At 46.3% G+C, this 25,477-nt stretch carries 26 protein-coding genes; 12 read left to right on the plus strand and 14 right to left on the minus strand.

Going from position 1 to position 25,477, the window contains the following annotated elements:
* Nucleotides 1-9: 9 nt before the first annotated feature.
* The 5 genes from QJR74_RS06550 to ldcA form a co-directional block, all read right to left on the minus strand.
* The gene (locus QJR74_RS06550) at nt 10-192 is read right to left on the minus strand and encodes a hypothetical protein (RefSeq protein WP_092674111.1); all 183 of its coding nucleotides are present in this window, start codon (nt 190-192) and stop codon (nt 10-12) included.
* A 251-nt stretch (nt 193-443) separates the two neighbouring features.
* Nucleotides 444-1,358 carry a DMT family transporter gene (locus QJR74_RS06555; protein WP_304373745.1) on the minus strand — a complete coding sequence of 305 codons (915 nt, stop codon included), beginning with the start codon at nt 1,356-1,358 and terminating at the stop codon, nt 444-446.
* Between the two features lie 282 nt (nt 1,359-1,640).
* Nucleotides 1,641-1,889 carry a CsbD family protein gene (locus QJR74_RS06560; RefSeq protein ID WP_304373746.1) on the minus strand — a complete coding sequence of 83 codons (249 nt, stop codon included), beginning with the start codon at nt 1,887-1,889 and terminating at the stop codon, nt 1,641-1,643.
* Nucleotides 1,890-1,990: 101 nt separating this feature from the next.
* Nucleotides 1,991-2,341, minus strand: a complete 351-nt coding sequence (locus QJR74_RS06565; protein WP_304373747.1) for a hypothetical protein — start codon at nt 2,339-2,341, stop codon at nt 1,991-1,993.
* Between the two features lie 38 nt (nt 2,342-2,379).
* Nucleotides 2,380-3,303: a muramoyltetrapeptide carboxypeptidase gene (gene ldcA, locus QJR74_RS06570; protein ID WP_304373748.1), complete on the minus strand. Its 924-nt coding sequence runs from the start codon at nt 3,301-3,303 to the stop codon at nt 2,380-2,382.
* Nucleotides 3,304-3,556: 253 nt separating this feature from the next.
* On the opposite strand from ldcA, the gene QJR74_RS06575 reads away from it, so the two are divergent.
* The 4 genes from QJR74_RS06575 (at nt 3,557) to QJR74_RS06590 (ending at nt 6,475) form a co-directional block, all read left to right on the plus strand.
* Nucleotides 3,557-4,210, plus strand: coding sequence for a transglycosylase SLT domain-containing protein (locus QJR74_RS06575; protein WP_304373749.1), 654 nt, complete (start codon nt 3,557-3,559; stop codon nt 4,208-4,210).
* Nucleotides 4,211-4,352: 142 nt separating this feature from the next.
* Nucleotides 4,353-4,601, plus strand: coding sequence for a GlsB/YeaQ/YmgE family stress response membrane protein (locus tag QJR74_RS06580; protein ID WP_099825181.1), 249 nt, complete (start codon nt 4,353-4,355; stop codon nt 4,599-4,601).
* A 127-nt stretch (nt 4,602-4,728) separates the two neighbouring features.
* A complete protein-coding gene (locus QJR74_RS06585) occupies nt 4,729-5,301 on the plus strand; it encodes a TorD/DmsD family molecular chaperone (protein WP_304373750.1) in 573 nt (190 codons plus the stop codon).
* A gap of 1 nt (nt 5,302) precedes the next feature.
* Nucleotides 5,303-6,475, plus strand: a complete 1,173-nt coding sequence (locus QJR74_RS06590) for an amidohydrolase (RefSeq protein WP_304373751.1) — start codon at nt 5,303-5,305, stop codon at nt 6,473-6,475.
* Nucleotides 6,476-6,485: 10 nt separating this feature from the next.
* Here the strand turns inward: QJR74_RS06590 and QJR74_RS06595 are convergent, their stop codons facing one another.
* The gene (locus QJR74_RS06595) at nt 6,486-7,055 is read right to left on the minus strand and encodes a class I SAM-dependent methyltransferase (RefSeq protein ID WP_304373752.1); all 570 of its coding nucleotides are present in this window, start codon (nt 7,053-7,055) and stop codon (nt 6,486-6,488) included.
* Between the two features lie 213 nt (nt 7,056-7,268).
* Between QJR74_RS06595 and exaC the strand changes: the two genes are divergently transcribed.
* Complete coding sequence (gene exaC, locus QJR74_RS06600) at nt 7,269-8,789, plus strand: acetaldehyde dehydrogenase ExaC (protein WP_304373753.1); 1,521 nt, start codon at nt 7,269-7,271, stop codon at nt 8,787-8,789.
* 33 nt (nt 8,790-8,822) lie between these two features.
* Here the strand turns inward: exaC and QJR74_RS06605 are convergent, their stop codons facing one another.
* The gene (locus QJR74_RS06605; RefSeq protein ID WP_304373754.1) at nt 8,823-10,055 is read right to left on the minus strand and encodes an amino acid permease; all 1,233 of its coding nucleotides are present in this window, start codon (nt 10,053-10,055) and stop codon (nt 8,823-8,825) included.
* An 89-nt stretch (nt 10,056-10,144) separates the two neighbouring features.
* On the opposite strand from QJR74_RS06605, the gene QJR74_RS06610 reads away from it, so the two are divergent.
* Nucleotides 10,145-11,068 carry an aminoimidazole riboside kinase gene (locus QJR74_RS06610; RefSeq protein WP_304373755.1) on the plus strand — a complete coding sequence of 308 codons (924 nt, stop codon included), beginning with the start codon at nt 10,145-10,147 and terminating at the stop codon, nt 11,066-11,068.
* A gap of 98 nt (nt 11,069-11,166) precedes the next feature.
* Nucleotides 11,167-11,508 (plus strand): zinc ribbon domain-containing protein YjdM, encoded by a 342-nt coding sequence (locus QJR74_RS06615; RefSeq protein ID WP_304373756.1) that lies wholly within the window; start codon nt 11,167-11,169, stop codon nt 11,506-11,508.
* A gap of 44 nt (nt 11,509-11,552) precedes the next feature.
* Here the strand turns inward: QJR74_RS06615 and QJR74_RS06620 are convergent, their stop codons facing one another.
* Nucleotides 11,553-12,788, minus strand: coding sequence for an oligosaccharide MFS transporter (locus QJR74_RS06620; RefSeq protein WP_441007651.1), 1,236 nt, complete (start codon nt 12,786-12,788; stop codon nt 11,553-11,555).
* A 204-nt stretch (nt 12,789-12,992) separates the two neighbouring features.
* Between QJR74_RS06620 and QJR74_RS06625 the strand changes: the two genes are divergently transcribed.
* Nucleotides 12,993-14,438, plus strand: a complete 1,446-nt coding sequence (locus QJR74_RS06625; RefSeq protein ID WP_441007652.1) for a glycoside hydrolase family 32 protein — start codon at nt 12,993-12,995, stop codon at nt 14,436-14,438.
* Here QJR74_RS06625 and QJR74_RS06630 read toward each other — a convergent pair.
* Nucleotides 14,408-15,421 carry a LacI family DNA-binding transcriptional regulator gene (locus QJR74_RS06630; protein WP_304373760.1) on the minus strand — a complete coding sequence of 338 codons (1,014 nt, stop codon included), beginning with the start codon at nt 15,419-15,421 and terminating at the stop codon, nt 14,408-14,410. The two genes, QJR74_RS06625 and QJR74_RS06630, sit on opposite strands and share 31 nt — an antisense overlap.
* Nucleotides 15,422-15,651: 230 nt before the next feature.
* On the opposite strand from QJR74_RS06630, the gene QJR74_RS06635 reads away from it, so the two are divergent.
* On the plus strand, nt 15,652-17,058 hold the full coding sequence (locus tag QJR74_RS06635; protein WP_304373761.1) for a sugar porter family MFS transporter: 1,407 nt from the start codon (nt 15,652-15,654) through the stop codon (nt 17,056-17,058).
* Between the two features lie 37 nt (nt 17,059-17,095).
* On the opposite strand, the gene araC is transcribed toward QJR74_RS06635, so the two are convergent.
* A complete protein-coding gene (gene araC, locus QJR74_RS06640) occupies nt 17,096-17,980 on the minus strand; it encodes an arabinose operon transcriptional regulator AraC (protein ID WP_304373762.1) in 885 nt (294 codons plus the stop codon).
* A gap of 234 nt (nt 17,981-18,214) precedes the next feature.
* Here araC and QJR74_RS06645 point away from each other — a divergent pair, with 234 nt between their 5' ends.
* Genes QJR74_RS06645 through QJR74_RS06655 form a run of 3 tightly spaced genes read left to right on the plus strand, consistent with a single transcriptional unit; the run spans nt 18,215 to nt 22,126 of the window.
* Complete coding sequence (locus tag QJR74_RS06645) at nt 18,215-19,894, plus strand: ribulokinase (protein WP_304373763.1); 1,680 nt, start codon at nt 18,215-18,217, stop codon at nt 19,892-19,894.
* Nucleotides 19,895-19,906: 12 nt separating this feature from the next.
* Complete coding sequence (gene araA / locus QJR74_RS06650; protein WP_304373764.1) at nt 19,907-21,412, plus strand: L-arabinose isomerase; 1,506 nt, start codon at nt 19,907-19,909, stop codon at nt 21,410-21,412.
* A 15-nt stretch (nt 21,413-21,427) separates the two neighbouring features.
* On the plus strand, nt 21,428-22,126 hold the full coding sequence (locus QJR74_RS06655; RefSeq protein ID WP_304373765.1) for an L-ribulose-5-phosphate 4-epimerase: 699 nt from the start codon (nt 21,428-21,430) through the stop codon (nt 22,124-22,126).
* Nucleotides 22,127-22,155: 29 nt separating this feature from the next.
* On the opposite strand, the gene QJR74_RS06660 is transcribed toward QJR74_RS06655, so the two are convergent.
* The 4 genes from QJR74_RS06660 to pth all read right to left on the minus strand — a co-directional run bounded on the left by QJR74_RS06660 (nt 22,156) and on the right by pth (nt 25,458).
* Nucleotides 22,156-22,641, minus strand: coding sequence for a cold-shock protein (locus tag QJR74_RS06660; protein WP_304373767.1), 486 nt, complete (start codon nt 22,639-22,641; stop codon nt 22,156-22,158).
* Nucleotides 22,642-22,898: 257 nt separating this feature from the next.
* Nucleotides 22,899-23,231, minus strand: coding sequence for a YegP family protein (locus tag QJR74_RS06665; RefSeq protein ID WP_304373768.1), 333 nt, complete (start codon nt 23,229-23,231; stop codon nt 22,899-22,901).
* 437 nt (nt 23,232-23,668) lie between these two features.
* On the minus strand, nt 23,669-24,760 hold the full coding sequence (gene ychF / locus QJR74_RS06670; RefSeq protein ID WP_241623747.1) for a redox-regulated ATPase YchF: 1,092 nt from the start codon (nt 24,758-24,760) through the stop codon (nt 23,669-23,671).
* Nucleotides 24,761-24,861: 101 nt separating this feature from the next.
* On the minus strand, nt 24,862-25,458 hold the full coding sequence (gene pth / locus QJR74_RS06675) for an aminoacyl-tRNA hydrolase (protein WP_304373769.1): 597 nt from the start codon (nt 25,456-25,458) through the stop codon (nt 24,862-24,864).
* Nucleotides 25,459-25,477 lie beyond the last annotated feature (19 nt).

Raw genomic sequence — 25,477 nt, forward strand, 5'->3', positions numbered from 1 at the left:
GGGGGTGGCTCAAGTCATGATCGAAAAGTGCATATCTTCGATAAGCAATGCACCTTGACGCAATATGGTGCGTTTACCCACATATTGCTCACGGATTTGCGGCCATTTAGGGAGTTCTGTACATTCTTTTTGCCAAACACCACGGTAGTCGGGATTAATCGATTCAAATTCGTTTCGTGTTAAAGTAAACATTCGCCTTCTCCTCGGATTGTTCTACACCAGACTTAATGATCCCCATAGGGAGTAGGAATTAGGATTTTGAATCTGCATCTTTGCTAATTCCTAGTTCCATATAACAACTATAGTGTGACATTCAGATGACGGCTGCGTTTTTTACAAAAATTGAAATTTCTTTTTCTTAACTGAAAGTGCGCAAGGAGTTGGCAGGGAAATCGAGCAGACCTAAGTGGTCTACTCGTGGCGTTAAGCGGTAAGGTTAAGCATTACAGTGGGCGACGACGTCTAAAAATTCTAATACCGCCGCTTTTTACGGTCACTAAAATTATACCAATAACGACTAAGTTAGCGCCCCATACAAAGGTATTTTGAATCGTTTCATGTAAAGCTAGCGCGCCTAGCATCACGCCAAATAATGGCGTCATAAAGGTGAGCACCCCTAATTGTGAGGCAACATACTTTTTAAGTAATGCGAACCAAGCCAAAAAGCTAATAAAGCAAATCACGACTGATTGAAAGGTTAAGGCAATAATATTTTTAAAGGTCGGTTCAAAAAGCATATTGCCGCTTAACCAGCTCGCAAGTAACAGAATAAGGAACGAGACCATCAGTTGGTAAAGTAAGATAGGACGAGAACCCATCTGATTCACACGTGTACTACGAATCACGACAGTGGTAGCGCCCCACATTAATCCAGATAACAAGGCATAGAAATCGCCTTTCAACATGGTGCTATCACCAAACCCACCGGAGAAGGCGACGCAAATCCCGATAAAAGAGAACACGATCCCTACCCATTGTAATCCGGATAACCTTTCGTCTTTGATAGCAAAATTCAAGCCTACCGCAGCAAATATTGGCGAAGTGTAGAGAAAGACGACAACGTGACCGGCAGTGGTATACTTGACGGCTTGCGAAACAAAGAAATACTCTAACGAGAAGAGAAGACCCACTAACCCGCCCATCAGCCACATACCATTAGCCATAGGAAAACGTTGGCGCTGAACCATCATTAACACCCCTAGCATTAATGCGGCAATACCCGAACGAAAGGCCAAAAGCAGTAATGGGGAAAAATTACCGGCGATTTCTTTCAAGATGACTTGTTGTGAACTCCAAACAAGACAAATCAACAGCATTGCGATAACCGCAGTACCATCAAGTTGTTTTCTGACTTCCATAGTGCTCCTGTTCAGTGTCGAAATAATAAATGGGCGCGGACTATATCATAGAATTTAGAGGTGGTTGGCTTAGAGTAAAGCATTATTGCCTGATAAAAAAAAGCCCGCAGATGGCGGGCAAGATAACTAGAGCAATGTGAATAACTTAGCTGAGTACTTGATTGATTTACTCAAGTATTAGATCACCTAAAATTAGCTTTATATCGCACGTTTTGCAACATTATTTCAGGCCATAAACATAAAAAAAGCACCCGAAGGTGCTTTTTTTTATATTCTCTACGATTATTTTCTTCCTAGCAAATAACCGAATGCGACGCCGATAGCCGCTGCCACCGCTAAACCTGCGTAAGGTTTGTCAGAAACTTGCTGCTTGATAGTATCAGCCGCATCTTTCACTGCGTAGCTAGCTTGCGAAGCATATTTGCGGGCTGCACCACGAGCTGAATGATCACCTTGATCGGTGACATCGCCATAAGCTTCTTCCGCTGCACCTGCATACTCTTCAACTTTATCTTGAATTTTACTAACCATTGAAATGCTCCTTGGTAGACTGATGAGATGTTTATAACTTAACTATAGCAAAGAAAAAAAAAGATGTGACCCTTCAAGAGTTTTCCTAAGTAAATAGCATCTTAAAGCGTTGTGGCCGATACTGGGCAAGTCCAAGTCACCATTGCATCCCGTGCTGGGTCGATAATTCGAAAACGGTCAGTTGAAAGCCGCTGCGCCATAAATCCTTGAGCCGTCGTTGCACTTGGAATATAGAGAGAACGATTAGTACTATGCAGATAACCGCTTTGCACCGTTGCTCCCTTATCGGTAACGGTAAAACGCTGAATTTCGTCAAATACCCAGGCTTGAGATTGTCCAGTCACTTCCCCGCTTAAGGTCGATACCTCACCAGAACAAAGTCTGCCGTAAGGTTTGTGGCTACAGGCAGACAGTAAAACGATCAAAGGCCCTAGATAAAATATTCTTCGCATTTTAACTCCCTGAATAGCGTTGCGGTGATGACAATCAATCAAGGTTGTAAATAAGGATAGTCGGTCAGCTGTAATTGTCGTTGCTTTTGTTGCGCTATTAAGGTGGCTTGCGCACCGATGGGTAAGGTGACGGTATCGGCATCATGGCCAAAAGCCAACTGGTTGATAAAAGGTACACCCGTTTGCTGTTGAAGATATTCCCAGACTGTACTTAATTGGTAACCGGCATCGTAAGCTGTGGGTTCTCCATGAGTAAAGCTGCCAGTGATAACTGCTTTTTGCTGAGAGAGAATTCCGGCGTAATGTAATTGCAGTAACATCCGTTCGATGCGAAAAGGACTCTCATTAATGTCTTCAATGACGAGAATTCCTTGAGTAATTTTTGGTAACCACGGCGTACCGATTAGAGAACAGATCATAGCGAGATTTCCTCCCCAGAGCTGCCCTTGCCAATGGCCAGAGAGATCATGATCATCTTCCCAACTTAGGCTGTACTCTGGCTGAGAAATGAGTGACCAAAAGTGGGTCGAGGTAAAGGATGAGAGTGTCTCGGCGCCAAAATTACCGGCTAACATCGGTCCGCTAAAAGTGACTAAGCCAGCTTTGGCAAGAAGCGCAAGCTGCAGGGCGGTGAAATCACTGTGGCCACAAATAACAGGGGGTTGATGGCTTAATCGCGCATGGAGTCCGGTATAATCGACATCTGGCAATAAACGACTCATACCATAGCCGCCGCGTACCGCTAAGACGATATCGGGTAACTCAGTTAAGGTAGCAAGTTCATTGATATCATTAAGTCGTTGTGCATCATCCCCAGCAAAGCGTTGAGATCTACGCTGGAGCAGGTCAGTATTTTCTACGCGATGAGCGTGAGTTAACCGTTCTAAAGCTCGCTCAGCAGCAGGTTGATTCTGACAATATCCGGAAGGCGCTATTAATCGTATAGTGCGAGAGATCGACATAATGGGACTCAACGTTGGCTAAATATTCATGATGAGTGAGCCACGCTGCGAAGGCAAGATTTCTCGTTAAATATTTGATGAAGGGGAATCATAATTAGGATCTTTCCGCTTTTTATGCTAAAAACCTCTAAAATCATGAAAAACTCTGATTAACGGGGCGATGGCTGTCACTTTTTTTAAGACAATAAGCCATTTTATTATTTTTTCTGCTGAGTAACATTGCTCGCAATTCAATACGTAGGAACTCCATGACGTGAAAAGCAAAATTTTGCTGTTGACGGTCCTAGTGCTGTCAGCCTGTTCACAGCATCCAACACAGACCACTGAAACACCTTCTGTACAAAACTCGAAATTCTTACTCGATCCGCAAACGATCGCCAAGCCGGGTAAAGTGATCACCGACGATCATTGGTCCCATTATACCCAAGATGCCGCCAGTCATTATGGCGTTGACCCTAAACTTGTCAGCGCCATTATTAGTGTCGAATCCGGTGGAAACCCGAAAGTGGTAAGTCACTCAAATGCGATTGGTTTGATGCAGATTAAAGCCTCAACCGCGGGTCGCGCGGTTTATCAAGCGACAGGACGTCGTGGACAACCGAGTGGCCACGAATTAAAAGACCCCGCAAAAAATATTCAAATCGGTACAGCCTATTTGAAGTTATTGCAGGAAAACGAGTTATCAGGGATTAAAAACCCAGTAACATTGCGTTATGCCACTATTGTTTCCTATGCAAACGGTGCTGGCGCATTAATGCGCATTTTTTCTTCTAGCCGTGAGCGGGCGATTGCCAAAATCAACCGTATGACGCCTGAACAATTCATTAGTTATGTTCAACGAGAACATCCTGCAGCCCAAGCACCACGCTATCTGCGCAAAGTTACTGAGGCCTATCAAGACAGTTAACATCATAAATAATAAAGTTTTTATTAACTTTTATTCGCCACTGTCAAAATTCTTGCCTATAATAATTTTGACAGTGTTTAAACCTATTCACTAATCACTTTGTGAATAACTAAATTGATGTTTGTCAGATAAGGAGCAGTAAATGGGTATTCTTTCGTGGATTATCTTTGGTCTGATCGCAGGGATCCTTGCGAAATGGATTATGCCAGGTAAAGATGGCGGTGGTTTTATTGTAACCGTTATTCTGGGAATTGTGGGTGCGGTCGTAGGTGGCTGGATCAGTACGTTCTTCGGTCATGGTCGCGTTGATGGCTTCAACTTCGGAAGCTTTGTGGTCGCAGTGATTGGTGCAATCGTCGTACTGTGGATTTACCGCAAAATCAGAAGCTAAATTCTGACGAATTAAAAAGGTCATCTTCGGATGGCCTTTTTTTTTGGTAAGTGAGGATGAATCACTGCAGGTGACTAGCATCATGTTACAATTGTTCAACGCAATTGCTAATCTAAGGCTAATCATTATGAATGAATTTTCCCTACTTTGTCGCATTCTAGGATCACTTTTTTATCGTCATCCCAATGACCCCGCGCTACAGCCGCTGTGGGACCTCTTGGCACAAGGTAAACTCAATCAACACTGGCCGCTTGAACAAGATGAACTCTTGACTCAATTACAACGTTCCTACGATCGCGATAGCTTAGGTGCCGATTACGAAGCATTATTCAGTGGCGAATCTGCAGCAGTCACCCCCTTTGGTCATCTTTGGCCACAAGGCCCGGCTGAAGCTGAGGTTAAAAATTTTTTAACCACGCGCGGTATGCCCCTTGCCGATACTCCAGCTGACCATTTTGGATTGCTTTTACTGGCCGCATCTTGGTTAGAAGACCACGCTGCCGACGACGAAAATCAAGCGATTATAATTTTATTCGAAACCATGCTTCTCCCTTGGTGTGGGGCTTTCTTAGGAAAAGTGGAAGCGTACGCAGAAACCGGATTTTACCGTGCACTGGCTATGACGACCCGTGGGGCGGTACAAGCGATGGCGGAAGAGTTGCTTGAAGTCGATGAGAATGATGCGGAAGAGGAGGAGTAAGATGCAGTATGAAGCCGGATTTATCGATGAATTAGTGGCTTTACGCCGCGCTTTACATCAGCATCCTGAAGCAGCATTCGAAGAAGTGGCGACGGCGGCGGCAGTCGAAGCCTACTTAAAACAGTGCAATATGGATGAGATCCATACGAGTATTGGTAAAACGGGTATCGTTGCCCTGATTAAAGGTAACCGTCCGGGCAAAATGATTGCACTCCGTGCGGACATGGATGCGTTACCGATGCAAGAAGGACATGATGCGACTCAGATTGCTCACTGTTCTACAATCGCGGGCCGTTTTCATGGCTGTGGTCATGATGGCCACACCGTAATGTTGCTTGGCGCAGCGAAAATACTTGGACAACACCGTGATTTCGCAGGAACGCTAGTTTTCATCTTTCAGTGTGCCGAAGAAAATTTATTGGGCGCACCGGCTATGCTCGCAGACGGGCTTCACGAACGTTTTCCTTTTGAAGAAATCTATGGCCTCCACAATATGCCTGGCCGTCCCCGAGGCGTTATCGAAGTGAATCAAGCGGCAACGCTTACCGCCAGCGATATTTTTAGTTTGACGCTTCAGGGGAAAGGCGGACACGGGGCAGTGCCCGAACGTTGTATTGATCCTATAGTGATGTCAGCTCGGTTAGTGGCGGATTATCAAACGATCGTTAGCCGATCTATTAGCCCCCTACAGACTGCAACCATCAGTTTCGGTTCCATTCAAGGCGGTAGTTCACATAACATCATCCCTGACCAGGTTACCTTAACGGGGACGGTTAGGACTTATGATCCACAAGTCCGAATTGAAGTAAAACAGCGTATGCAGCAGATACTGGATAGCGTTACACAGGGATTCGGTGGTAAAGGCGATATTACTTATCTTGCAGGCTGTCCTGCAGTCATAAACGATGCAGAATTAGCAGATAAATTAGTTTCTGCGTTGCAGTCATGGCGTGGTACCGAGTCCTGCTACCTTGCGAACAGTCCAGTAGGCCCTTCTGAAGATTTCGCCTTTTATCTCGATTACGCGCCGGGTGTGTATGGCTTCTTGGGAATAGGTGATAAACCAATGTGCCATCACCCTGAATATGATTTTGATGATGGAGTCATTGGTCAGGGGATCGATTGGTGGCTCAATGTAGCCTATGCAAGGGCAGAGTATCGTCGCGGGTGCTAGTTTCAATTAACTAGGGTTTATCCGACCAATTGTGTTGGCACCGGTACACCCATGCGGGCGGGACATTCTTCAAAACACGTTGTCTTTCCCAAATAAAATAACGCGAGAGCTCTGGTTGCGTCAGGGAGGTATATTGAAATTGAACAAATATACCGCCTGGTGCAAGGGTTTCGTGTACTTTTTCTAAGATAGTATGACGGGTTTTCGCCGGTAAGGATAAGAGCGGAAGCCCTGAGAAAATGACATCGTAACCACCGGTTAGATGTTCAGCCGAATGAGAATGAATAGCCATGCGATCATCTTGAATCTGGCGTAATTTCTTAACAAGAGTTGGGCTAATTTCAAACACATCCAGTGAGGCATGAGGTGCCAAATGTTGCAGCAAAACGCGCGTTAAAACGCCGTCGCCTGCGCCTAATTCTGCTGCGCGAGTGACTTTCTGCCAATCAGCGCATTGTGCCATTGTTTCGCAAAGTATAAGAGATGAGGGGGTTATGCTGCCAATTGCGCGAGGATTTCGAATAAATTGCTGAACAAATCCTGCCTTTGAACGGAACATATTTATTGCTGAAGCCAGCATATCAACCTCCTGTTAGTACTGAATGAACTACTTAGTCTTCAGTGTAGAGGGAAAGTGCCAGAATAGAACTCTTTTTTTATACTTTATAAGATTAGTCTGTAAGCAAATTAGTTAAAAATTTCTTATCAAACTCACAAATAAACGCATTAGGTTGTGACAAAACTCATCACACTGGCTAATTTAACACTAAATTAACATGTGTATGGGGGTTATATGCGCTACGCAACACCGAATGAGAAGGCATCCTTAATTGAGTTAAATGAGCGTTACTCGAACTTTATCGATGGCCAATTCATCCCACCCAAATCAGGAGATTATTTTACCAATACTTCGCCTATCGATGGGTCAGTGATTGGTGAATTCCCTCGTTCTCAAAGAGAGGACATTGATTTAGCGGTGGCAGCGGCCACTAAAGCATTTAGTCGGTGGAGTAAAGTCTCAGTTCAGCAACGTGCTGAGATTTTATTAAAAATAGCGGATAGGCTAGATCAGGCTAGTGAACGTTTTGCTGTCAATGAGACATGGGATAACGGTAAACCCGTACGTGAAACCTTGGCCGCGGACATCCCTCTCGCCGTTGACCACTTTCGCTACTTCGCCGGCTGTTTAAGAGCTCAAGAGGGAAGCTGTGCAGAGATTGATGAAACCACCGTGAGTTATCACTTCCACGAGCCATTAGGTGTCGTTGGCCAAATTATTCCTTGGAACTTTCCATTACTGATGGCAGCCTGGAAGTTAGCGCCTGCGCTGGCTGCGGGTAATTGTGTAGTGCTCAAACCCGCAGAACAAACACCTTTATCCATTACCCTATTTGCGGAATTAGTCGCCGACCTGCTGCCTCAAGGGGTATTAAATATCGTGCATGGGTTTGGCCGCGAAGCCGGTGAGGCGCTCGCCAGCCATAAAGGTATTGCGAAAATCGCCTTTACTGGTTCGACCGCCACTGGCCGGCATATATTAGAGCTCGCAGCTAAAAATATTATCCCTTCGACCGTTGAACTTGGCGGTAAATCACCGAATATCTTCTTTGAGGATATTATGGATGCAGAGGAAAGCTTTATCGAAAAAGCCGCAGAGGGCTTAGTACTGGGCTTCTTAAATCAAGGTGAAATTTGTACCTGTCCTTCACGTGCACTCGTTCAAGCCTCTATTTTTGACCGGTTTATGGCGGTAGTGATGAAGCGCATGAAAACGATTAAACGTGGCCATCCCCTTGATACTGAGACGATGGTGGGTGCCCAAGCGTCCCAACAACAATTCGATAAAATTCTCTCCTGGTTAGACATCGCAAAGCAAGAGGGGGCTGAAGTGCTAACGGGTGGACATGCAGAATCTTTATCCGGAGAGTTAGGATCAGGATTTTATATCCAGCCGACGTTACTGAAGGGGGATAACAGCATGCAGGTATTCCAGGAAGAAATTTTTGGGCCGGTGATTGGTATTACCACATTTAAGGATGAAGAAGAAGCTATTGCTATCGCGAACGATACTATCTATGGCCTAGGGGCTGGAGTGTGGACGCGTGACACTAACCGGGCTTATCGCGTAGGACGCGCGGTACAAGCGGGTCGCGTTTGGACGAACTGTTATCACCTTTATCCGGCACATGCAGCATTCGGCGGTTATAAGCAGTCAGGCATAGGCCGTGAAACACATAAAATGATGCTAGATCATTACCAGCAGACTAAAAATTTACTCGTTAGCTATGGCGTCAAACCTTTAGGGCTATTTTAATATAATAGGGCGGCCATTAGCCGCCCTTATCGATTAATGAATAAACATGACCGATACGCAAAGAATCCCGACAATCAGCGTAATAAAATTCCCTACACTGCGATACGGCTTCAGTTCTTTAATTAACCAAGTTGAAAGCGTAGGCATGATGAATAGAATCATTGCAATCAATGGTCCACTGATCGCATAAATCATCGACAATGCGTTAGGATTTACGCTACACACCCCAAAGGTGATCAACGAGACAATCAACACTGAAACTGCACGATTAAAGCGATGACTGCGAGTGATACCAACTTGTTTAAGCGTGGTACGTGTTAGCTCAGTTGCTCCTTCAATGACTCCGAAGTAAGTCCCTAGAAACGATTTAGACATCGCCACGATAGCCACGACAATCCCTGATAGGGCTAACCAGGCGGGTGAATCTGGCTTCATCGATAGCGCAGATAAAATCGTTAAGCCCTTGTCCTTCGCTTCATGAATATAGGCATTAGGGATGGAGAGATAGCAGCTGAAAACAAAAAATAAAACGCTCAGGCTGATGACCAAATAAGCCCATCGCATGATACGTTTGCAGCTAGAGATCGCCTCGTCACCATGGGCTTCACGTTGTGCGACCGAAAAGGTTGAAATAATCGGTGTATGACTAAAAGCAAAGACCATTACCGGTAGAGACAACCATATTTGATGTAAGCTGGCAGTGGAGAATTGACCTTGTAGTGACAGTAATTCTGGGTGCCAATCTTTGACCATATAGCATGACAAAAAGAAGAAGTAGGCCAGTATTGGAAAAACTAAAAAGCCCATTACGCGTATGGTAGCTTGCCGTCCCATCAAGAAGATCAAATTCAACAGCACTACCACTAAGAGACTCAAGCCTACTCTGGCAAGATGTGACAAGGGGTAATGGGCTGAAATCTGTTCTATCAGTGAATTGGTAATGGCCACTGCGTAAATCAAGATAATTACAAAGAAAGCGATAAAATAGAGGAAGGTAATAAGATTACCCACACGCTTTCCATAGTAATATTTTACTGCATTAGTGATACCATCACCGGGTTCACGCGCAGGCGCCGCGAGGATAAACTGACTTAAGGCTTTATGCGGCCAATAAGTCAGTGGCCACGCAATAAGGGCTGTGAGGAAGAGGACCAGCGTCCCAGCGGAACCGAGTTGGATAGGAAGAAAGAGTGTGCCTGCACCTACCGCTGTACCGTAAAGGGCAAAACCCCATAGAGTAGCTTCTTTTGACCAAAATCTTGCCATCGATGAATTGATTATCCTGGTTAAATTGAAAAAGGCGGCTAATCTATCACATTAATTTGATTACTGTTAGAACGATTGATGGAGTCACTATGAGTAAGAAAGTATGGGTACTAGGCGATGCGGTCATCGATCTACTGCCAGAAAGTGAAGGTCGTTTATTACAATGCCCCGGTGGCGCGCCTGCCAACGTTGCGGTAGGTATCGCACGTTTAGGGGGGAATAGTGCCTTTATCGGACGCGTGGGAGAGGATCCTTTTGGTAAATTTTTACAAAAAACACTGAAAAAAGAGCAAGTCTCTACCGACTATATGCATTTCGACGCTGAACAACGCACGTCCACCGTCGTTGTCGGGCTGGATGAAGATGGCGAGCGTTCGTTTACTTTTATGGTGAAGCCAAGTGCCGACCTATTTCTGGTCAATCAAGATTTACCGGGTTTCCAGTCAGAGGAATGGTTACATTGCTGTTCCATAGCCTTAAGTCGTGAGCCAAGTCGTTCAACAACCCTCGAAGCGATGGCGCGGATCCGTCGTGCAGGCGGGAAAGTCTGTTTTGACCCAAATATCCGAGAAGATTTTTGGCCAAACGAGCAAGTTCTGCGTGATACCCTAGCGCAAGCGCTTACCTTAGCGGATGTTATCAAGCTTTCCGAAGATGAATTACAGTTTATTAGTGGTAGCCATCAACTTGAGCAGGGCATTGCGCGGATCGTTGAGGAATATGATCCAGAATTGTTGGTCATTACTCGAGGTAAAGAGGGTGTGAGTGCTTTTTATCAAGGGAATCTGAGCTACCATGAAGCTAAACCAGTGGTAAGTGTCGATACCACTGGAGCGGGAGATGCTTTTGTTGCCGGGCTGCTATACGGACTCTCAACACGAGGTTTCCCACAATCGACCTCGCAACTTGAAAGTGTATTGGCTCTGGCCCAAGTTTGTGGAGCGTTAGCGACCACCGCCAAAGGCGCGATGACTGCACTACCTTATTATTCTGAAATCACTAAACAATTTTAAGCGACGACCCGTCGTTAATTATAATGAGTTTGTGATGAAAAACAGTTACCCTATACCCACAAAGTATAGGGTTTTTATTTTTCAGAATGAGGTTTTTCATGCAAGCACTTCCTCCTTGCCCCCAATGCCATTCGACGTTTACCTGGGAAAACGACGGTATCTTGAACTGTCCTGAATGCGGCCATGAATGGTCTACGACTGCCACGCCTGGTGAAGATGAGGCACTGATTGTTCGGGATGCTAACGGTAACTTACTGAGCGATGGCGATGCAGTCACTGTGATCAAAGATTTGAAAGTGAAAGGCAGTTCAACACCGCTTAAGATCGGGACCAAAGTGAAAAGTATCCGATTGGTTGAAGGTGACCACAATATCGATTGTAAAATTGATGGCTTCGGACCGATGAAGTTGAAATCTGAATTTGTGAAAAAAAATAGTTAATGGGATTTCCCCCCGCATCCTATGATGGCGAGGGGAATCAAAAGTTACAACGTCACTTTATCATCCACTAGGGGGTGTAATTTTCGCCGACCCAGTACTATCCCGCCAAATAACAGCATGCCGCTGACTATCGCTGAGATGATCCAAAAGAGGTGTTGGAACCCATAATGGTCTTGTAAAGCGCCAAGAGGGAAAGAGATGATCACCACGCCAATCGAACTGGCCACTTGAAAGCCGATGAGAAAAATCGTCGAGGAGAGGCGTTTATCAAAATAGATCGTACTGTATTTAAACACTGCAATCACACATAGTGGAACTTCCAGCGCATGCAGTAACTTTACTGCCGAAATTAGGTACGGATTGATACTAATAGCACAAGAGAAAATCCTTATCGCCATAATCATCACCCCCAACAATAACGCGTTTTTGGCGCCAATACGATTGACGATCAGTGGAGTCAATGCCATAAAGAGCGCTTCGAGAATGACTTGGGATCCATTCAAATAACTGTAAACCTTCGCACCCAAGGTCGGCGAGCTAAAGAGTTGGGTGTAAAAAATAGGAAAGAGCTGCTGATCGAAAATATTGTAAAAAGACCAAGTACCAATGACGAAAATAACAAATAACCAAAAATGTTTATCGCTAAACACGTCAGTAAAATCCTGACGGGTGATGGTCTTTTGTTGTTGGAACACTTGTTTCGGAGGGGTAAAACGATGATTCAGATAAGCGAAACCTAACCCGAAAAGCGAGACTAACCAGAAGTTAAGGTTAGGGTCAATGCTAAACAGAATCCCCGCAGCAAAGGCACCTAACGCATACCCCAGTGATCCCCAAGACCTTGCGAGTCCATATTCGAAATGGAAGTGACGGCTAATCTTTTCAGAAAACGCTTCGACTAAGCCAAAGCCCGCCAGGTAACCAATACCCAGAAAAAGGGCTCCAATAATCGCGCCAATGTAGAATGAATTGAGCAATAGCGGCTGGTAAATGAAAGTCATAAATGGGCCAGTCAGTACTAACCCTGCGCTAATTATCCACATCAAGGTTTTTTGTAATCCTAGCTTATCTTGAATAATGCCGTAGCCGAGCATGAAGATGATACTCGTGGTTTGGTTCAATGCATACAGCATCCCTAACTCGGCGCCAGTCAAGCCAATCTGTTGCTTGAGCCAAATGGCATATAACGACCACCATAGGGACCAACAGATAAAGAAGAGAGCTGAATAGCCCGAGGCAATGCGATAATTAGGATTTTTAAAAGGGATTGAAAACGCCATCATCGTCTCCCGAATGCGTTGATTAGGGATAGTGATACGCTGATTTATTTTTTTGAGAATCAGCCAACTGTCAATTCGTAATCTGCGTCACATTTAACCAGAGTTAACGTTAACATTTGTGACTTATCGCACATATAAGAATGATAGTCTCTTTGCAAAGGCAATGGTTAACGTTAACAATAACGTCAATTTGGTTAAGGAGTGATAACTATGAATAGTTTAGAAAAGGGGCAGCAAGCGTTAGATGCGCTATATCCCCAACGCGGTACGGTGTATTACCCGCATTTTCATCTCGCTCCCCGTGCTGGATGGATGAACGATCCAAATGGTTTAGTCTATTTCAACGGTCACTACCATGCATTTTATCAACATCACCCTTTCAGTGCGGACTGGGGACCCATGCACTGGGGCCACGCAATCAGTAATGATATGGTGCACTGGCGTCATCAGCCTATCGCTTTGGCACCGGATAGCGAAGTAGACCGTGACGGCTGTTTCTCGGGCAGCGCGGTGGTCGACAATGGACAATTAGCGTTGATTTATACAGGGCATCGTTGGTTAGCTGAGGTCGGCGACGATAGCCAAATCTGCGAAGTGCAATGTTTAGCCACCAGTGAAGATGGGATAACTTTCACTAAACACGGCGTCATTTTACAGCCTCCTGAGGGAATCATGCATTTTCGCGATCCTAAGGTGTGGTTTGAGGCAGGGAGCTGGTGGATGGTAATTGGTGCTCGCGACTCACAGCAGCGCGGGCAAGTATTACTTTATCGAGGCGAATCGTTAACGGACTGGACCTTCGAGCGTGTGTTAGCTCATGCAGAGCAAGGGGAAGGGTATATGTGGGAGTGCCCAGACTTCTTCGCATTAGGTCAGCACCATTATTTACTCTGTTCTCCGCAGGGAATTGCGGCACAGGGTGATAGGTTTATGAATCTGTTCCAAAGTGGGGTGATAGCGGGTCATTGGTCTGCGGGAGAGGCGTTCACCGAGCAGCAAGCCTTTAGCGAGTTGGATTATGGCCACGATTTTTATGCACCGCAAAGTTTTGTTGCTGCAGATGGCCGTCGTATCCTGTTAGCGTGGATGGATATGTGGGAGTCACCCATGCCAAGTAAGCAGGAAGGATGGTGCGGCTGTTTTACGCTCCCGCGTGAGTTAACGGAGGAAGAGGGCCAATTGCGGCAGCGTCCAGTGCGAGAGTTACAGACTCTACGTGGTGAGGGCAGCGAGTGGTCAGCGCAGATCATTACAGGAGAATGGTTATTACAAAAAACTGCTGCGCCCGCTGAATTAAGTATTGATTGGGATCTCAGTCAAGTGAGTGCTACGTCTTTCGGTTTAAAAATCGGTAACGGGCTGACATTATGCTATCAGGTTGCCGATCGTCGGTTATCACTCTTACGGGATTATCCTTCAGAGCAGCTCACTGACTCGCGTCACGTTAAGCTAGGGGACGCGACCACGATGCAATGGCAAATATTTATTGACCGATCATCGATTGAAGTATTTATCAATGATGGTGAAGCCGTATTGAGCAGCCGTATTTATCCAGCACAAAATGACTGTCGGCTCAAACTGTTCAGTCAGACAGGGGATGTAGTAATCAATACCCTCCACTATTGGTCATTACGCACCGCGATAGAGTGACGCTCTAACAAAGGGCAAGGTAGCGTATGAACGCCAGGTTTATTCCACTGCTCAATCAGATGGCGAGCCGCTTGCTCGCCAATTTGTTGGTGTGGCAACTGTAAGGTGGTGAGACCGGGAAGAAAGAGATGACCGACCCCTACCAAATTATCAAATCCAATGACTGCGATATCTTGAGGAATACGTATCCCCATGGTGAGCAGTTGCTGGTAGGCAACAAAGGCGGCTCGGTCATTACCACAGATCAGTACGTCATATTCAGGAGAGGAAGGCGTAATATAGCTCGCCAGAACTTCCGCCAATTGTAGATAGCCTATCTCTCCTTTAGCCATATGCAGTTGGGTCACCTGATCGAGGTCCTTACCCGCGTTACACCAGGCTTGTTCGAAACCTAGGCGTCTGGCGGTGGGAGCAAGCTCATGTTCTGGTAACCAATAACAGAGAGGGCGCTGATAACCCCGTTTGAGAAGATATTGGGTCGCTAGATATTGTGCGTGGTAATCATCAGGAATGTAACTGGCAAGATGTGAGTCGTCAGATACACAATTGGCTAATACTACCGGTAGCCCACCTAACGCTTCAGGCAGCGCTATGTTTCGTAGCCCCATCGTCGTGTAAATAACGCCGTCAGGCCGATGCGCCAATACTTCGCGGGCCGCGCGATCCCTATCTTCCACTGATGCAACATTAACAATAAAGCTATTCCAGCCGAGCTGTTGTGCGGTTTGCTCGATGGCTAATAACAGGTCGACAGAGAAGGGCGTGGTGGCAGTATCTTCTGCCAGGACAGCAATCGTTCTAGGTTTGTTGGCTTGCCCCCGAATTTTCTGTGCTGAAAGATCGGGGACATAATGAAGTTGCTCAATGGCTTCCTCTACTCGCTGACGGGTGGCCGCGGTAACACGTGGAGCATTATTGATAACTCTTGAAACCGTCATCATCGAAACGCCCGCTAATTGAGCAACATCTTTAAGTGAAGCCATATCATCCCCTTTTAATTACTCGCTAAAGTCTACCAAAAAGCCTTATTCGGTACAGTAAATAGCGTTTCCAGCAAGCTCAATATCTTTCAACGCTTCATCGATATCCAAGGAAGATCACAAAACCTCTGGTGACAGCTGTTTTGTCCATATCTTCGCGGTTCCTTACTCTGACTCAACATTACAGATTGAATTATTGTGAAGACGTTTCCATAACCGCTATAGGTAGAACTATGAATAACGCTGAGACGACAAAAATAGAGGGACAGGACACGCGTCGAATGACCCTGTTTGTTTCTGTGGCAGCTGCAGTGGCTGGCCTACTGTTCGGACTGGATATTGGGGTCATTGCGGGAGCATTACCTTTCATCGCTGATCACTTCACGTTGAGTAATCGATTACAAGAGTGGGTGGTGAGTAGCATGATGTTAGGGGCGGCAATTGGCGCCTTAGGAAACGGCTGGTTATCTTTCCATTTAGGTCGCAAATATAGTTTATTGATGGGAGGGATACTGTTTGCCATTGGCTCGATTGGCTCTGCATTTGCGCCGAATATCGAACTATTGTTGATCGCGCGCGTGTTGCTGGGTATTGCGGTAGGGATAGCGTCCTACACGGCACCGCTCTATCTTTCTGAAATGGCCAGCGAACACGTGCGAGGGAAAATGATCAGCATGTATCAATTAATGGTGACGCTAGGCATTGTTCTCGCCTTTCTTTCCGATACCGCATTGAGCTACTCGGGGAACTGGCGGATGATGTTGGGAGTATTAGCCTTTCCCGCCGTGGCACTTATCATTATGGTCGTATTCTTACCCAACAGTCCCCGTTGGTTAGCAGAAAAAGGGCGAGAAATTGAAGCTGAAAAAGTATTGCGGTTGCTAAGAGATAGTTCTGAACAGGCACGCCATGAGCTTGATGAAATTCGGGAAAGCTTACGGATTAAACAAGGCGGTTGGCGCTTATTTCTTGCAAACCGAAACGTACGTCGTGTCGTCTTTCTCGGTATGTTGTTACAGGCAATGCAGCAGTTTACGGGAATGAATATCATTATGTATTACGCTCCGCGTATTTTTAAAATGGCGGGCTTTACGACCACCGAACAACAAATGATAGCCACTTTAGTTGTCGGATTAACCTTTATGTTTGCTACCTTCATCGCGATTTTCATGGTGGATAAAGCGGGGCGGAAACCAGCCTTAATCATTGGCTTCTGTGTCATGTCGCTGGGGACCTTTGTGTTAGGTTATTGCCTTAAACTCTTTGAGCAAGGTCATGCTTCTCCCATATTACCTTGGCTTTCGGTTGCTATGACCATGCTATGTATTGCCGGCTATGCCATGAGCGCTGCACCAGTAGTGTGGATTCTCTGCTCTGAAATCCAACCGTTGAAATGTCGCGACTTTGGTGTCACCTGTTCTACCACCACCAATTGGGTGGCGAATATGATTATCGGCGCGACATTCTTAACGTTGCTTGACGCGATTGGTGCCGCAGGAACGTTCTGGCTCTACACGGCGATGAACATTGCTTTTATCCTTATCACCCTCTGGCTTATCCCTGAAACGAAAAATGTCACTTTAGAATTTATCGAACGTCGATTGATGCGCGGTGAAAAGCTTCGAAATATTGGCGTATAAGTCTCGCAGGCCAGTGATACTTTCGCTGGCCTCTCTCTTAGCTATTTTTGTGGCTACAATTCATCCGAAACTCTGTGGGGCTGCTACCTGTACATTTACGAAAGACCCGCGAGAAATAGAGTTGATCATCGAACCCTACACTACTGCCAATCGCGGCAATAGATAGCTGACTTGACGTAAGCAAAAGCTTTGCTTGATTGATCCGCTGGTCTTCTCGCCATTTCAATACACTCACCCCTAAATGTTGACGAAAAAGATGCGATAAGCGTGATGCGGATAAACACACTTTTTCGGCAACATCACTAATTTCTAGTGAGTTGTCACTAATGTGTTCGTTCATGTAGTGGCAAGCCGCATGGATACGGTGATCTAATTGCTGTTGCAAAGGATCGGTGACCGACTGCTGACGTCGTAGCAGTAATTGCTCCAACAAATTCATCGCAAGCATTTCAGAATACAAGCCACCTAGGTTAACCGTGTCGATAATTTGTGCAAAAAGGGTGCTATAAATGGCTTCATCTTCGATAAGAGGTCGGTAGGACCCGGTGTGAGCCATCAGTGTTGGCCATTTTAGCCATTCCCGCCAATAAGCCCTAGGCCGAAAGTAGACCCATTGATGGTGCCAACAGTCTGCCTCAGGATGCCGTCCATAATGGTGTATTGCCTCAGGAGAAAAAAGCCACATGTCACCAGGATGGCAAGGGTGAGGGGTATCACCATCAAGAATGATGCCTTGCCCCTTCAAGGTGTAATTAATGATGTAGCCTTTCATTCCATTAGGCCGATGAATAAAAAAGTCTAGGTAACTCTCTTTCTCAATGGGAGTCAGCCCAGCGACTAAGTGAGTATTGAATGAAAAACCCGGTAACAGAGGATCGAGCTGAGCTTCCGGCGTTTGACTGTGGGAAAGTGTCCGTAACATCGTTAATCCTTAGTCGTGGCATTATGCCACTATCAATAATTGATCTGCCGTAGTGTTCTCGCAGTGTAAAAAGGTTCGTTACGAAGGTGTTAAATCACTTGTCAGAAGTTAGGACTGCGTCACACTTCCTCATCAGATAGCCTTTTTCTCCATATCCACAGCATCTGTGCCATGACGTCTACCGCTTTAGGTGCCTTAAGGTAAATGCAGAATTTACGATAAGGGGAGCCGGTCATGCCGATAAGCTTAGGTCTTGATTTTGGGAGTGATTCAGTACGAGCATTAGCGGTTGATTGTGAGAGTGGTGCAGAGATCGCGAGTGGCGTTGCCTATTATTCACGTTGGCAGCAGGGGCTTTATTGTCAAGCTACGCTGGGGCAATTTCGTCATCATCCCAAGGATTATATAGAGTCGTTACAGCAAGCAATCTTAGAAACGCTGCAACAGTTGACCGAGCCGCAGCGCCAGAGTGTCATCAGTATTGGCGTCGATAGTACAGGCTCTACGCCAGCGCCAATAGATAGTTATGGTCAGGTATTGGCCTTGAGGCCGGAATTCGCAGATAACCCTAATGCGATGTTCTTACTTTGGAAAGACCATACTTCGGTTCAAGAGGCCGAAGAAATTACAGCGCAGTGTCAGGGTGAGGGGGCGGTCAATTATACCGCTTATACTGGAGGGGTGTACTCCAGCGAGTGGTTCTGGGCCAAGATTATCCATGTCACCCGTCAGGATCCGTTGGTTGCCAAGCATGCAGCCTCGTGGGTTGAACTCTGCGATTGGATTCCAGGATTGTTAACCGATCAGCTTGCCCCTCAACAACTGGTGAGGGGGCGTTGCAGCGCAGGTCATAAAGCGTTATGGCATGAAGATTGGCAAGGCTTACCACCTCAGCACTTTTTTGAGGCAATCGAACCCTCACTATTCCAACATCTGCACTCTCCACTTTATAACGTTACCTCCACCGCTGAACAACCAGTGGGTAAACTGAGTGCCGAATGGGCAAAGAAGCTCGGTCTTTCCACTAATGTGGTAATCAGTGGCGGGGCATTCGACTGTCATATGGGGGCTGTGGGAGCGGGTGCTAAACCACACACCTTAGTCAAAGTGATCGGCACTTCGACTTGTGACATTGTCACTATTGACCCCTCGCAACTGGGTAAGAAAAATATCCAAGGGATCTGTGGTCAGGTGCCAGGGAGCGTGGTGCCAGAATTAGTGGGATTGGAAGCAGGCCAATCGGCCTTTGGCGATATCTACGCATGGTTTGAGCGCGTGTTGCGCTGGCCCTTAGAGCAATTAGCCGCCAGGCATCCCACCATTGCCCCTGAGGTTGAACACTATGGTCAACGCTTACTCAGTGACCTGACTGAAGCGTGGCAGAACGATCCTAAACTTGACCATTTACCTCTCATCATTGACTGGTTTAACGGGCGTCGGTCACCCGTAGCCAATCAGCGCCTAAAAGGGGTGATCACCGGCTTAACCTTGGCGACTGATGCACCCGCATTGTTTGGGGGATTGATCGCTGCTACGGCGTTCGGTGCTCGCGCCATTATGGAGTGTTTTATCGAGCAAGGGGTGGCCATCGACCACGTTATGGCGTTGGGCGGTATTGCCCGGAAAAATCCAGCCATTATGCAAGTGTGCTGCGATGTATTGAATCGCCCATTACAGATCGTAGCTTCAGACCAGTGCTGTGCCTTGGGTGCCGCGATTTTTGGCGCAGTAGCGGCGGGTCATTATCCCGATATTGCCAGTGCACAACGGGTGATGGCGAGCGGTATCGAAAAAACATTATCGCCACAACCCGATAACGTTACGGCTTATCAACACCTCTTCGAGCGCTACCGCCAGTGGGCCGTTAGCGTAGAGTCTCACTATTGTCGTCCGCGCAAGCATGATGCAGCGTAGCAGGAGAATATAATGAAAGATATCTTTGAGCAGTACCAAATTTGGTTCGTTATAGGTAGCCAACACCTTTATGGCGAAGAGACCCTAAAGCAGGTATTTACCCAGGGTGAAAAAGTGGTTCATGCGCTTAATCAATCCGGGAAATTACCTTGCCAGTTAGTGTTAAAGCCGCTGGTCACCACGCCACAAGAGGTGACCGCGCTCACCCGCGAAGCCAACTATCATACGCATTGTGCAGGGATAGTGGTTTGGCTGCATACGTTCTCACCGGCGAAAATGTGGATTAATGGCTTAGTGGATTTACATAAACCGCTGCTGCAGTTGCATACTCAATATAATGCCGCATTACCTTGGGGTGAGATTGATATGGACTTTATGAATCTCAACCAAACGGCTCATGGTGGGCGGGAATTTGGATTTATCGGCGCGAGAATGCAGCTAGAACATCAGGTTGTCACTGGCCATTGGCAGCAACCCGCCACCCAACAGCGCCTTGCACAGTGGATGCGAACCGCGATTGTTAAGCAAGATACCCAATCTCTGAAAGTGGTACGCTTTGGCGATAATATGCGTGAGGTGGCGGTCACTGAAGGGGATAAGGTCGCGGCGCAAATCCGCTTTGGCTACTCGGTGAATACCTGGGCGGTGGGGGATCTGGTGGCAGTGGTTAATCAGGTCGGCCAGAGCGCAATCAATGCGCTGGTCGAGGAGTATGAAGCCTCCTATCAATTGAGTCCCGCGGCGCAACTTAACGGCAACAAGCGACAAAACGTCATCGATGCTGCCCGTATAGAATTGGGGATTAAACAGTTTCTAGAAGAGCGCGACGCTCACGCCTTTACTACCACCTTTGAAGATCTCCATGGACTGGCACAACTGCCCGGCCTCGCAGTGCAACGCTTGATGCAACAAGGTTATGGCTTTGCTGGAGAGGGGGATTGGAAAACTGCCGCGTTAGTAAGAATGTTAAAAGTCCTCGCGATAGGGTTACCGGGCGGTACCTCTTTTATGGAAGATTACACTTATCATTTTGAAGAGGGGAATGATTTAGTACTGGGCTCCCATATGCTTGAGGTCTGTCCAACGATTGCCACCGCACAAAAACCTATTCTCGATGTGCAACCATTAGGCATTGGCGGTAAGGCCGACCCGGCGCGTTTAATTTTCTCAACCGCAACCGGTCCAGCAGTTAACGTTAGTTTGATTGATCTCGGTGATAGATTCCGACTGTTGGTCAACCAAGTTGAAGCGATCGCGACCCCTCATGCACTCCCCAAATTGCCAGTCGCCAATGCATTATGGCGTGCTCAGCCCGATTTACCTACGGCCTCTGAGGCATGGATGATTGCTGGCGGTGCCCATCATACGGTATTTAGTCAGGCCTTAACCATTGAGGATACGCGTCGCTTAGCCGACCTATACGGTATTGAAATGGCGGTCATCGATCAGCACACCAGCTTAGCCAGTTTCCGTGACCAGTTACGTTGGAACGATGCGTATTTCCGCTTTCAACGGTGAGTGAGAGGAGGCCTTATGCTTGACACGCTAAAACAGCAAGTGTTCGCGGCAAACCAAGCGTTACCCGCTCATAACCTAGTCACTCTTACTTGGGGGAATGTCAGTGGAATAGATGAGACGCGACAATGGGTGGTAATAAAACCTTCTGGGGTCGATTATCATAGCATGACCGCAGAGGATATGGTGGTGGTCAGTTTACAAAGTGGCAAAGTCGTGGAAGGGCGTTATCGGCCTTCCTCCGATTTACCGACCCATCGTTATCTTTATCTAACTTATCCTCAACTGGGCGGTATTGTGCATACCCATTCACGCCATGCTACGATTTGGGCGCAAGCGGGGCGGAGTTTACCGGCATTCGGCACCACTCATGCCGATTATTTCTATGGTGAGATCCCCTGCACGCGAGCCATGCATGATGTGGAAATTCGTGAGGAGTACGAATGGCAAACCGGGGCAGTGATCGCGGAAACATTAGTTGCCCACCAGTATCGACCTGAGGAGATGCCAGGTATTTTGGTCCATTCCCATGGACCCTTTACTTGGGGCAAAGATTCAGCCCATGCGGTTGAAACGGCAATTGTGCTGGAAGAGATTGCTTACCTGGCTCTTTTTAGTCAGCAATTACAACCGCGGTTAACCGCGATGCAAGCTACACTACTCGATAAACACTATCTGCGTAAACATGGCAAGCACGCTTATTACGGTCAAAAATAGCGTGCGAGCGGTCAGCCAAGGAGGGCTGATTATTTGAATTTGAGCAGTTTAACGGTCTCGTCGATATCGACTTCATCTTCACTGAAAACCAAAGTTTCGCCTTGGAAAGTCGTGATAGCGATTTTACGTAACGTCCGGGTCGCATTCGGATCCGTATTAGTTTTAGGGCGGATGGTATTCATCAACATTCCAACACTTAAAATAGTATTCGCTTTATCAATGCCTTGGTTCGCTGGAACCTCTTCGCTATACAACCGATAATTTTTGATTGCCGTGATTTTTACACGCTCACCGGCAATAAATAAGTATTTGCTTGGCGGTATCACTTTCACCGCGTAGGCCGATAGGCCTTTGTTGTTGGTGGTCGGTTCGAAAGTCACCGCCGCATCTTTTTTGATTAACTCGGGATTAGCGACTTTAACCTCGTGGAAATAACGGTTATCACCCATTTCATCTTTAATAAAACCAAAGCCTTTCTCTTTAAACCAGGTGGTGATGGTGCCGTTTAATGCCATGTTGTCCTACCTTATTGCTAACTTTCTTCACTGCGCGCAGTGTAATGCATATTGCGGTAAGACTCTATCGCTTAGCGTGGTAAGGTGGGATTTTAAGTGGGAATAAGCATCGATAGGAGCTGAAGAGGGCATTTAGTCTCGTATTATGCAAATTTTATTATTCCTGATGAACCATCAAAACGATTATCCTTTAAGCAGTCAGATTAAAAATAAAGGCAGAACGGCTGCGACCATTCTGCCAATGTGGGTATGAAATATTAGGTATTGTTTTTCACTACAGTCGTACTACCGTTATTTTTTACGGAAGTAATACCAGCATCGCGGCCCTGTGCGGAGGTATAAAGTTGACTCGTTCCAATAATCTGATGATTAGCGGCTTTCAGATTGAAATGAAATTTACCGTTAGCGGCGACTTTCTTTTCATACCTTTCATCCAACGAACTGTTTGTTTGAACAGAGCGAATACCATTCTCCGCAGCGCTTTTTGTAGTGTAAAGCTCACTGGTAAGAATGATCTCCCCGTTGCCGGCCTTAAGCACAAATCTAAATTGACTATCGCTGCTTTTACTCAATTCGAACCAACCAGACATGTTAACTCCTTGATGTAAATTGCGGATGTAAACGGCTTGATTAATTGCCATCGGGCTATTCAGTATGCACAAAAAGCAATACATTTCCACTTTGGACAGGTTTATCTTATATGTTCATTTATAACGGGATATTCGAACGGATATATTTTTATTATTTTATGATAATAAGGCCCAGTAGCCAGGCACGCATTGGAGGATATATTTCACGCGGGGATTTATGTGGAGCTTACTTTTGACTATATCGCCTTGTTTTGCCAGATCAATCAGGTATTAGTGTACCGGTGATAGGTTGAAGACACTAAGGCAATCAATGGTAGTCTTAATTAACTAAGTGTCGCGGTTTATTCTATGAAATAAAAACCCACGCAATTACGTGGGTTTTGCCTTTTGCGATTCTTATGAGATTCAGCGAAACCTCATGAGACAACAAATTTAATTTAGACGTTGAACAAGAAGTTCATAATATCGCCATCTTTTACGATATATTCTTTTCCTTCCGCACGCATTTTTCCAGCTTCTTTCGCGCCTTGCTCACCTTTATTGGCAACAAAATCGTCAAAACCGATGGTCTGCGCACGGATAAAGCCTTTTTCGAAATCAGTATGGATTTTACCTGCAGCTTGTGGCGCCGTCGCACCGACAGGGATGGTCCAAGCCCGCACTTCTTTTACACCGGCAGTGAAGTAGGTTTGTAGGTTAAGCAGGCGATATCCCGCGCGGATCACACGGTTTAAGCCTGGCTCTTCAATACCCAGTTCGGCCATAAACTCGTCACGTTCGTCATCTTCAAGTTCAGAGATATCGGATTCGACGGCTGCACAGACGGGGACGACGACAGAGCCTTCTTGCTCAGCTATAGCGTAAACCTGATCGAGATACGGATTATTTTCAAAACCATCTTCATTGACGTTAGCAATATACATCGTTGGCTTGAGTGTTAGGAAACTCAGGTATCGAATCGCGGCTTTCTCATCAGCATCGAGATTTAAGCTACGTAACATACCGGCATTTTCTAAATGCGGCAGACATTTTTCAAGGACGGCAAGTTCTGCTTTCGCGTCTTTATCACCACCTTTCGCTTTCTTCTGAAGGCGTTGAATCGCACGCTCACAGGTATCGAGATCAGATAATGCCAGCTCAGTGTTAATCACATCAATATCGTCAGCGGGATTCACCGTGCCAGAAACGTGGATGATGTTATCGTTCTCGAAGCAACGCACAACATGACCAATGGCTTCAGTTTCACGGATATTGGTCAGGAATTGGTTACCAAGACCTTCTCCTTTGGAAGCCCCTTTAACTAACCCTGCAATATCAACAAATTCCATGGTGGTGGCGATGGTACGTTGAGGTTTAACGATCTCAGCAAGTTGATCGAGACGAGTATCAGGCATGGGGACCACGCCGGTATTCGGTTCAATGGTACAAAACGGAAAGTTAGCCGCTTCGATACCTGCTTTCGTCAGTGCATTAAAAAGAGTGGATTTACCGACATTTGGCAGGCCCACGATACCGCATTTGAATCCCATGCTTGACTACCTTATTACGTTAATTATGCTGCGCGAAAGCGCGCTGTATAGCAGAAAATTTGTCGCATTATACACAGTTTTTAGCAAAGAGGGCAGCACACTCAACTTGCTTTAAAGCTGTGTAGACGGTTCATTGCCCGTAACCGATCTTCTTTCAACCAGACCTCAGTGCAGCGTGCGGCTTCGTCAATTGCATCATCAATTAACTTCTGCTCGCTTAACGGGGGTTTTCCTAATACGAAACCTGTCACTTTATTTCGGTCACCAGGATGGCCGATACCGATACGTAGGCGATGAAAGTCGGCAACGTTACCCAGTTTACTGATGATATCTTTTAAACCATTGTGCCCACCATGACCGCCGCCTTGCTTGAATTTAGCGATTCCAGGGGGAAGATCCATCTCATCATGCGCGACTAAAATTTCTTGCGGTTGAATACGATAAAAATTAGCCATCGCCGCGACAGCTTTACCACTTAAATTCATAAAGGTTGTCGGAACGAGCAGACGGATATCTTCTCCTGCAATGGACAGTCGTGCTGTTGCGCCAAAATATTTAGCTTCTTCCTTTAAGGGTTGGCGAAAACGGTCAGCGAGTAAGTCGGTGTACCACGCACCGGCATTATGGCGTGTCGCCGCATATTCAGCACCGGGGTTTGCTAAGCCAACAATTAATTTAATGGTACTCACAAGGGTCATCCTTTGCAGGGTAAAACGC

Source organism: Tatumella ptyseos (genome assembly GCF_030552895.1).
Classification (GTDB): domain Bacteria; phylum Pseudomonadota; class Gammaproteobacteria; order Enterobacterales; family Enterobacteriaceae; genus Rosenbergiella; species Rosenbergiella ptyseos_A.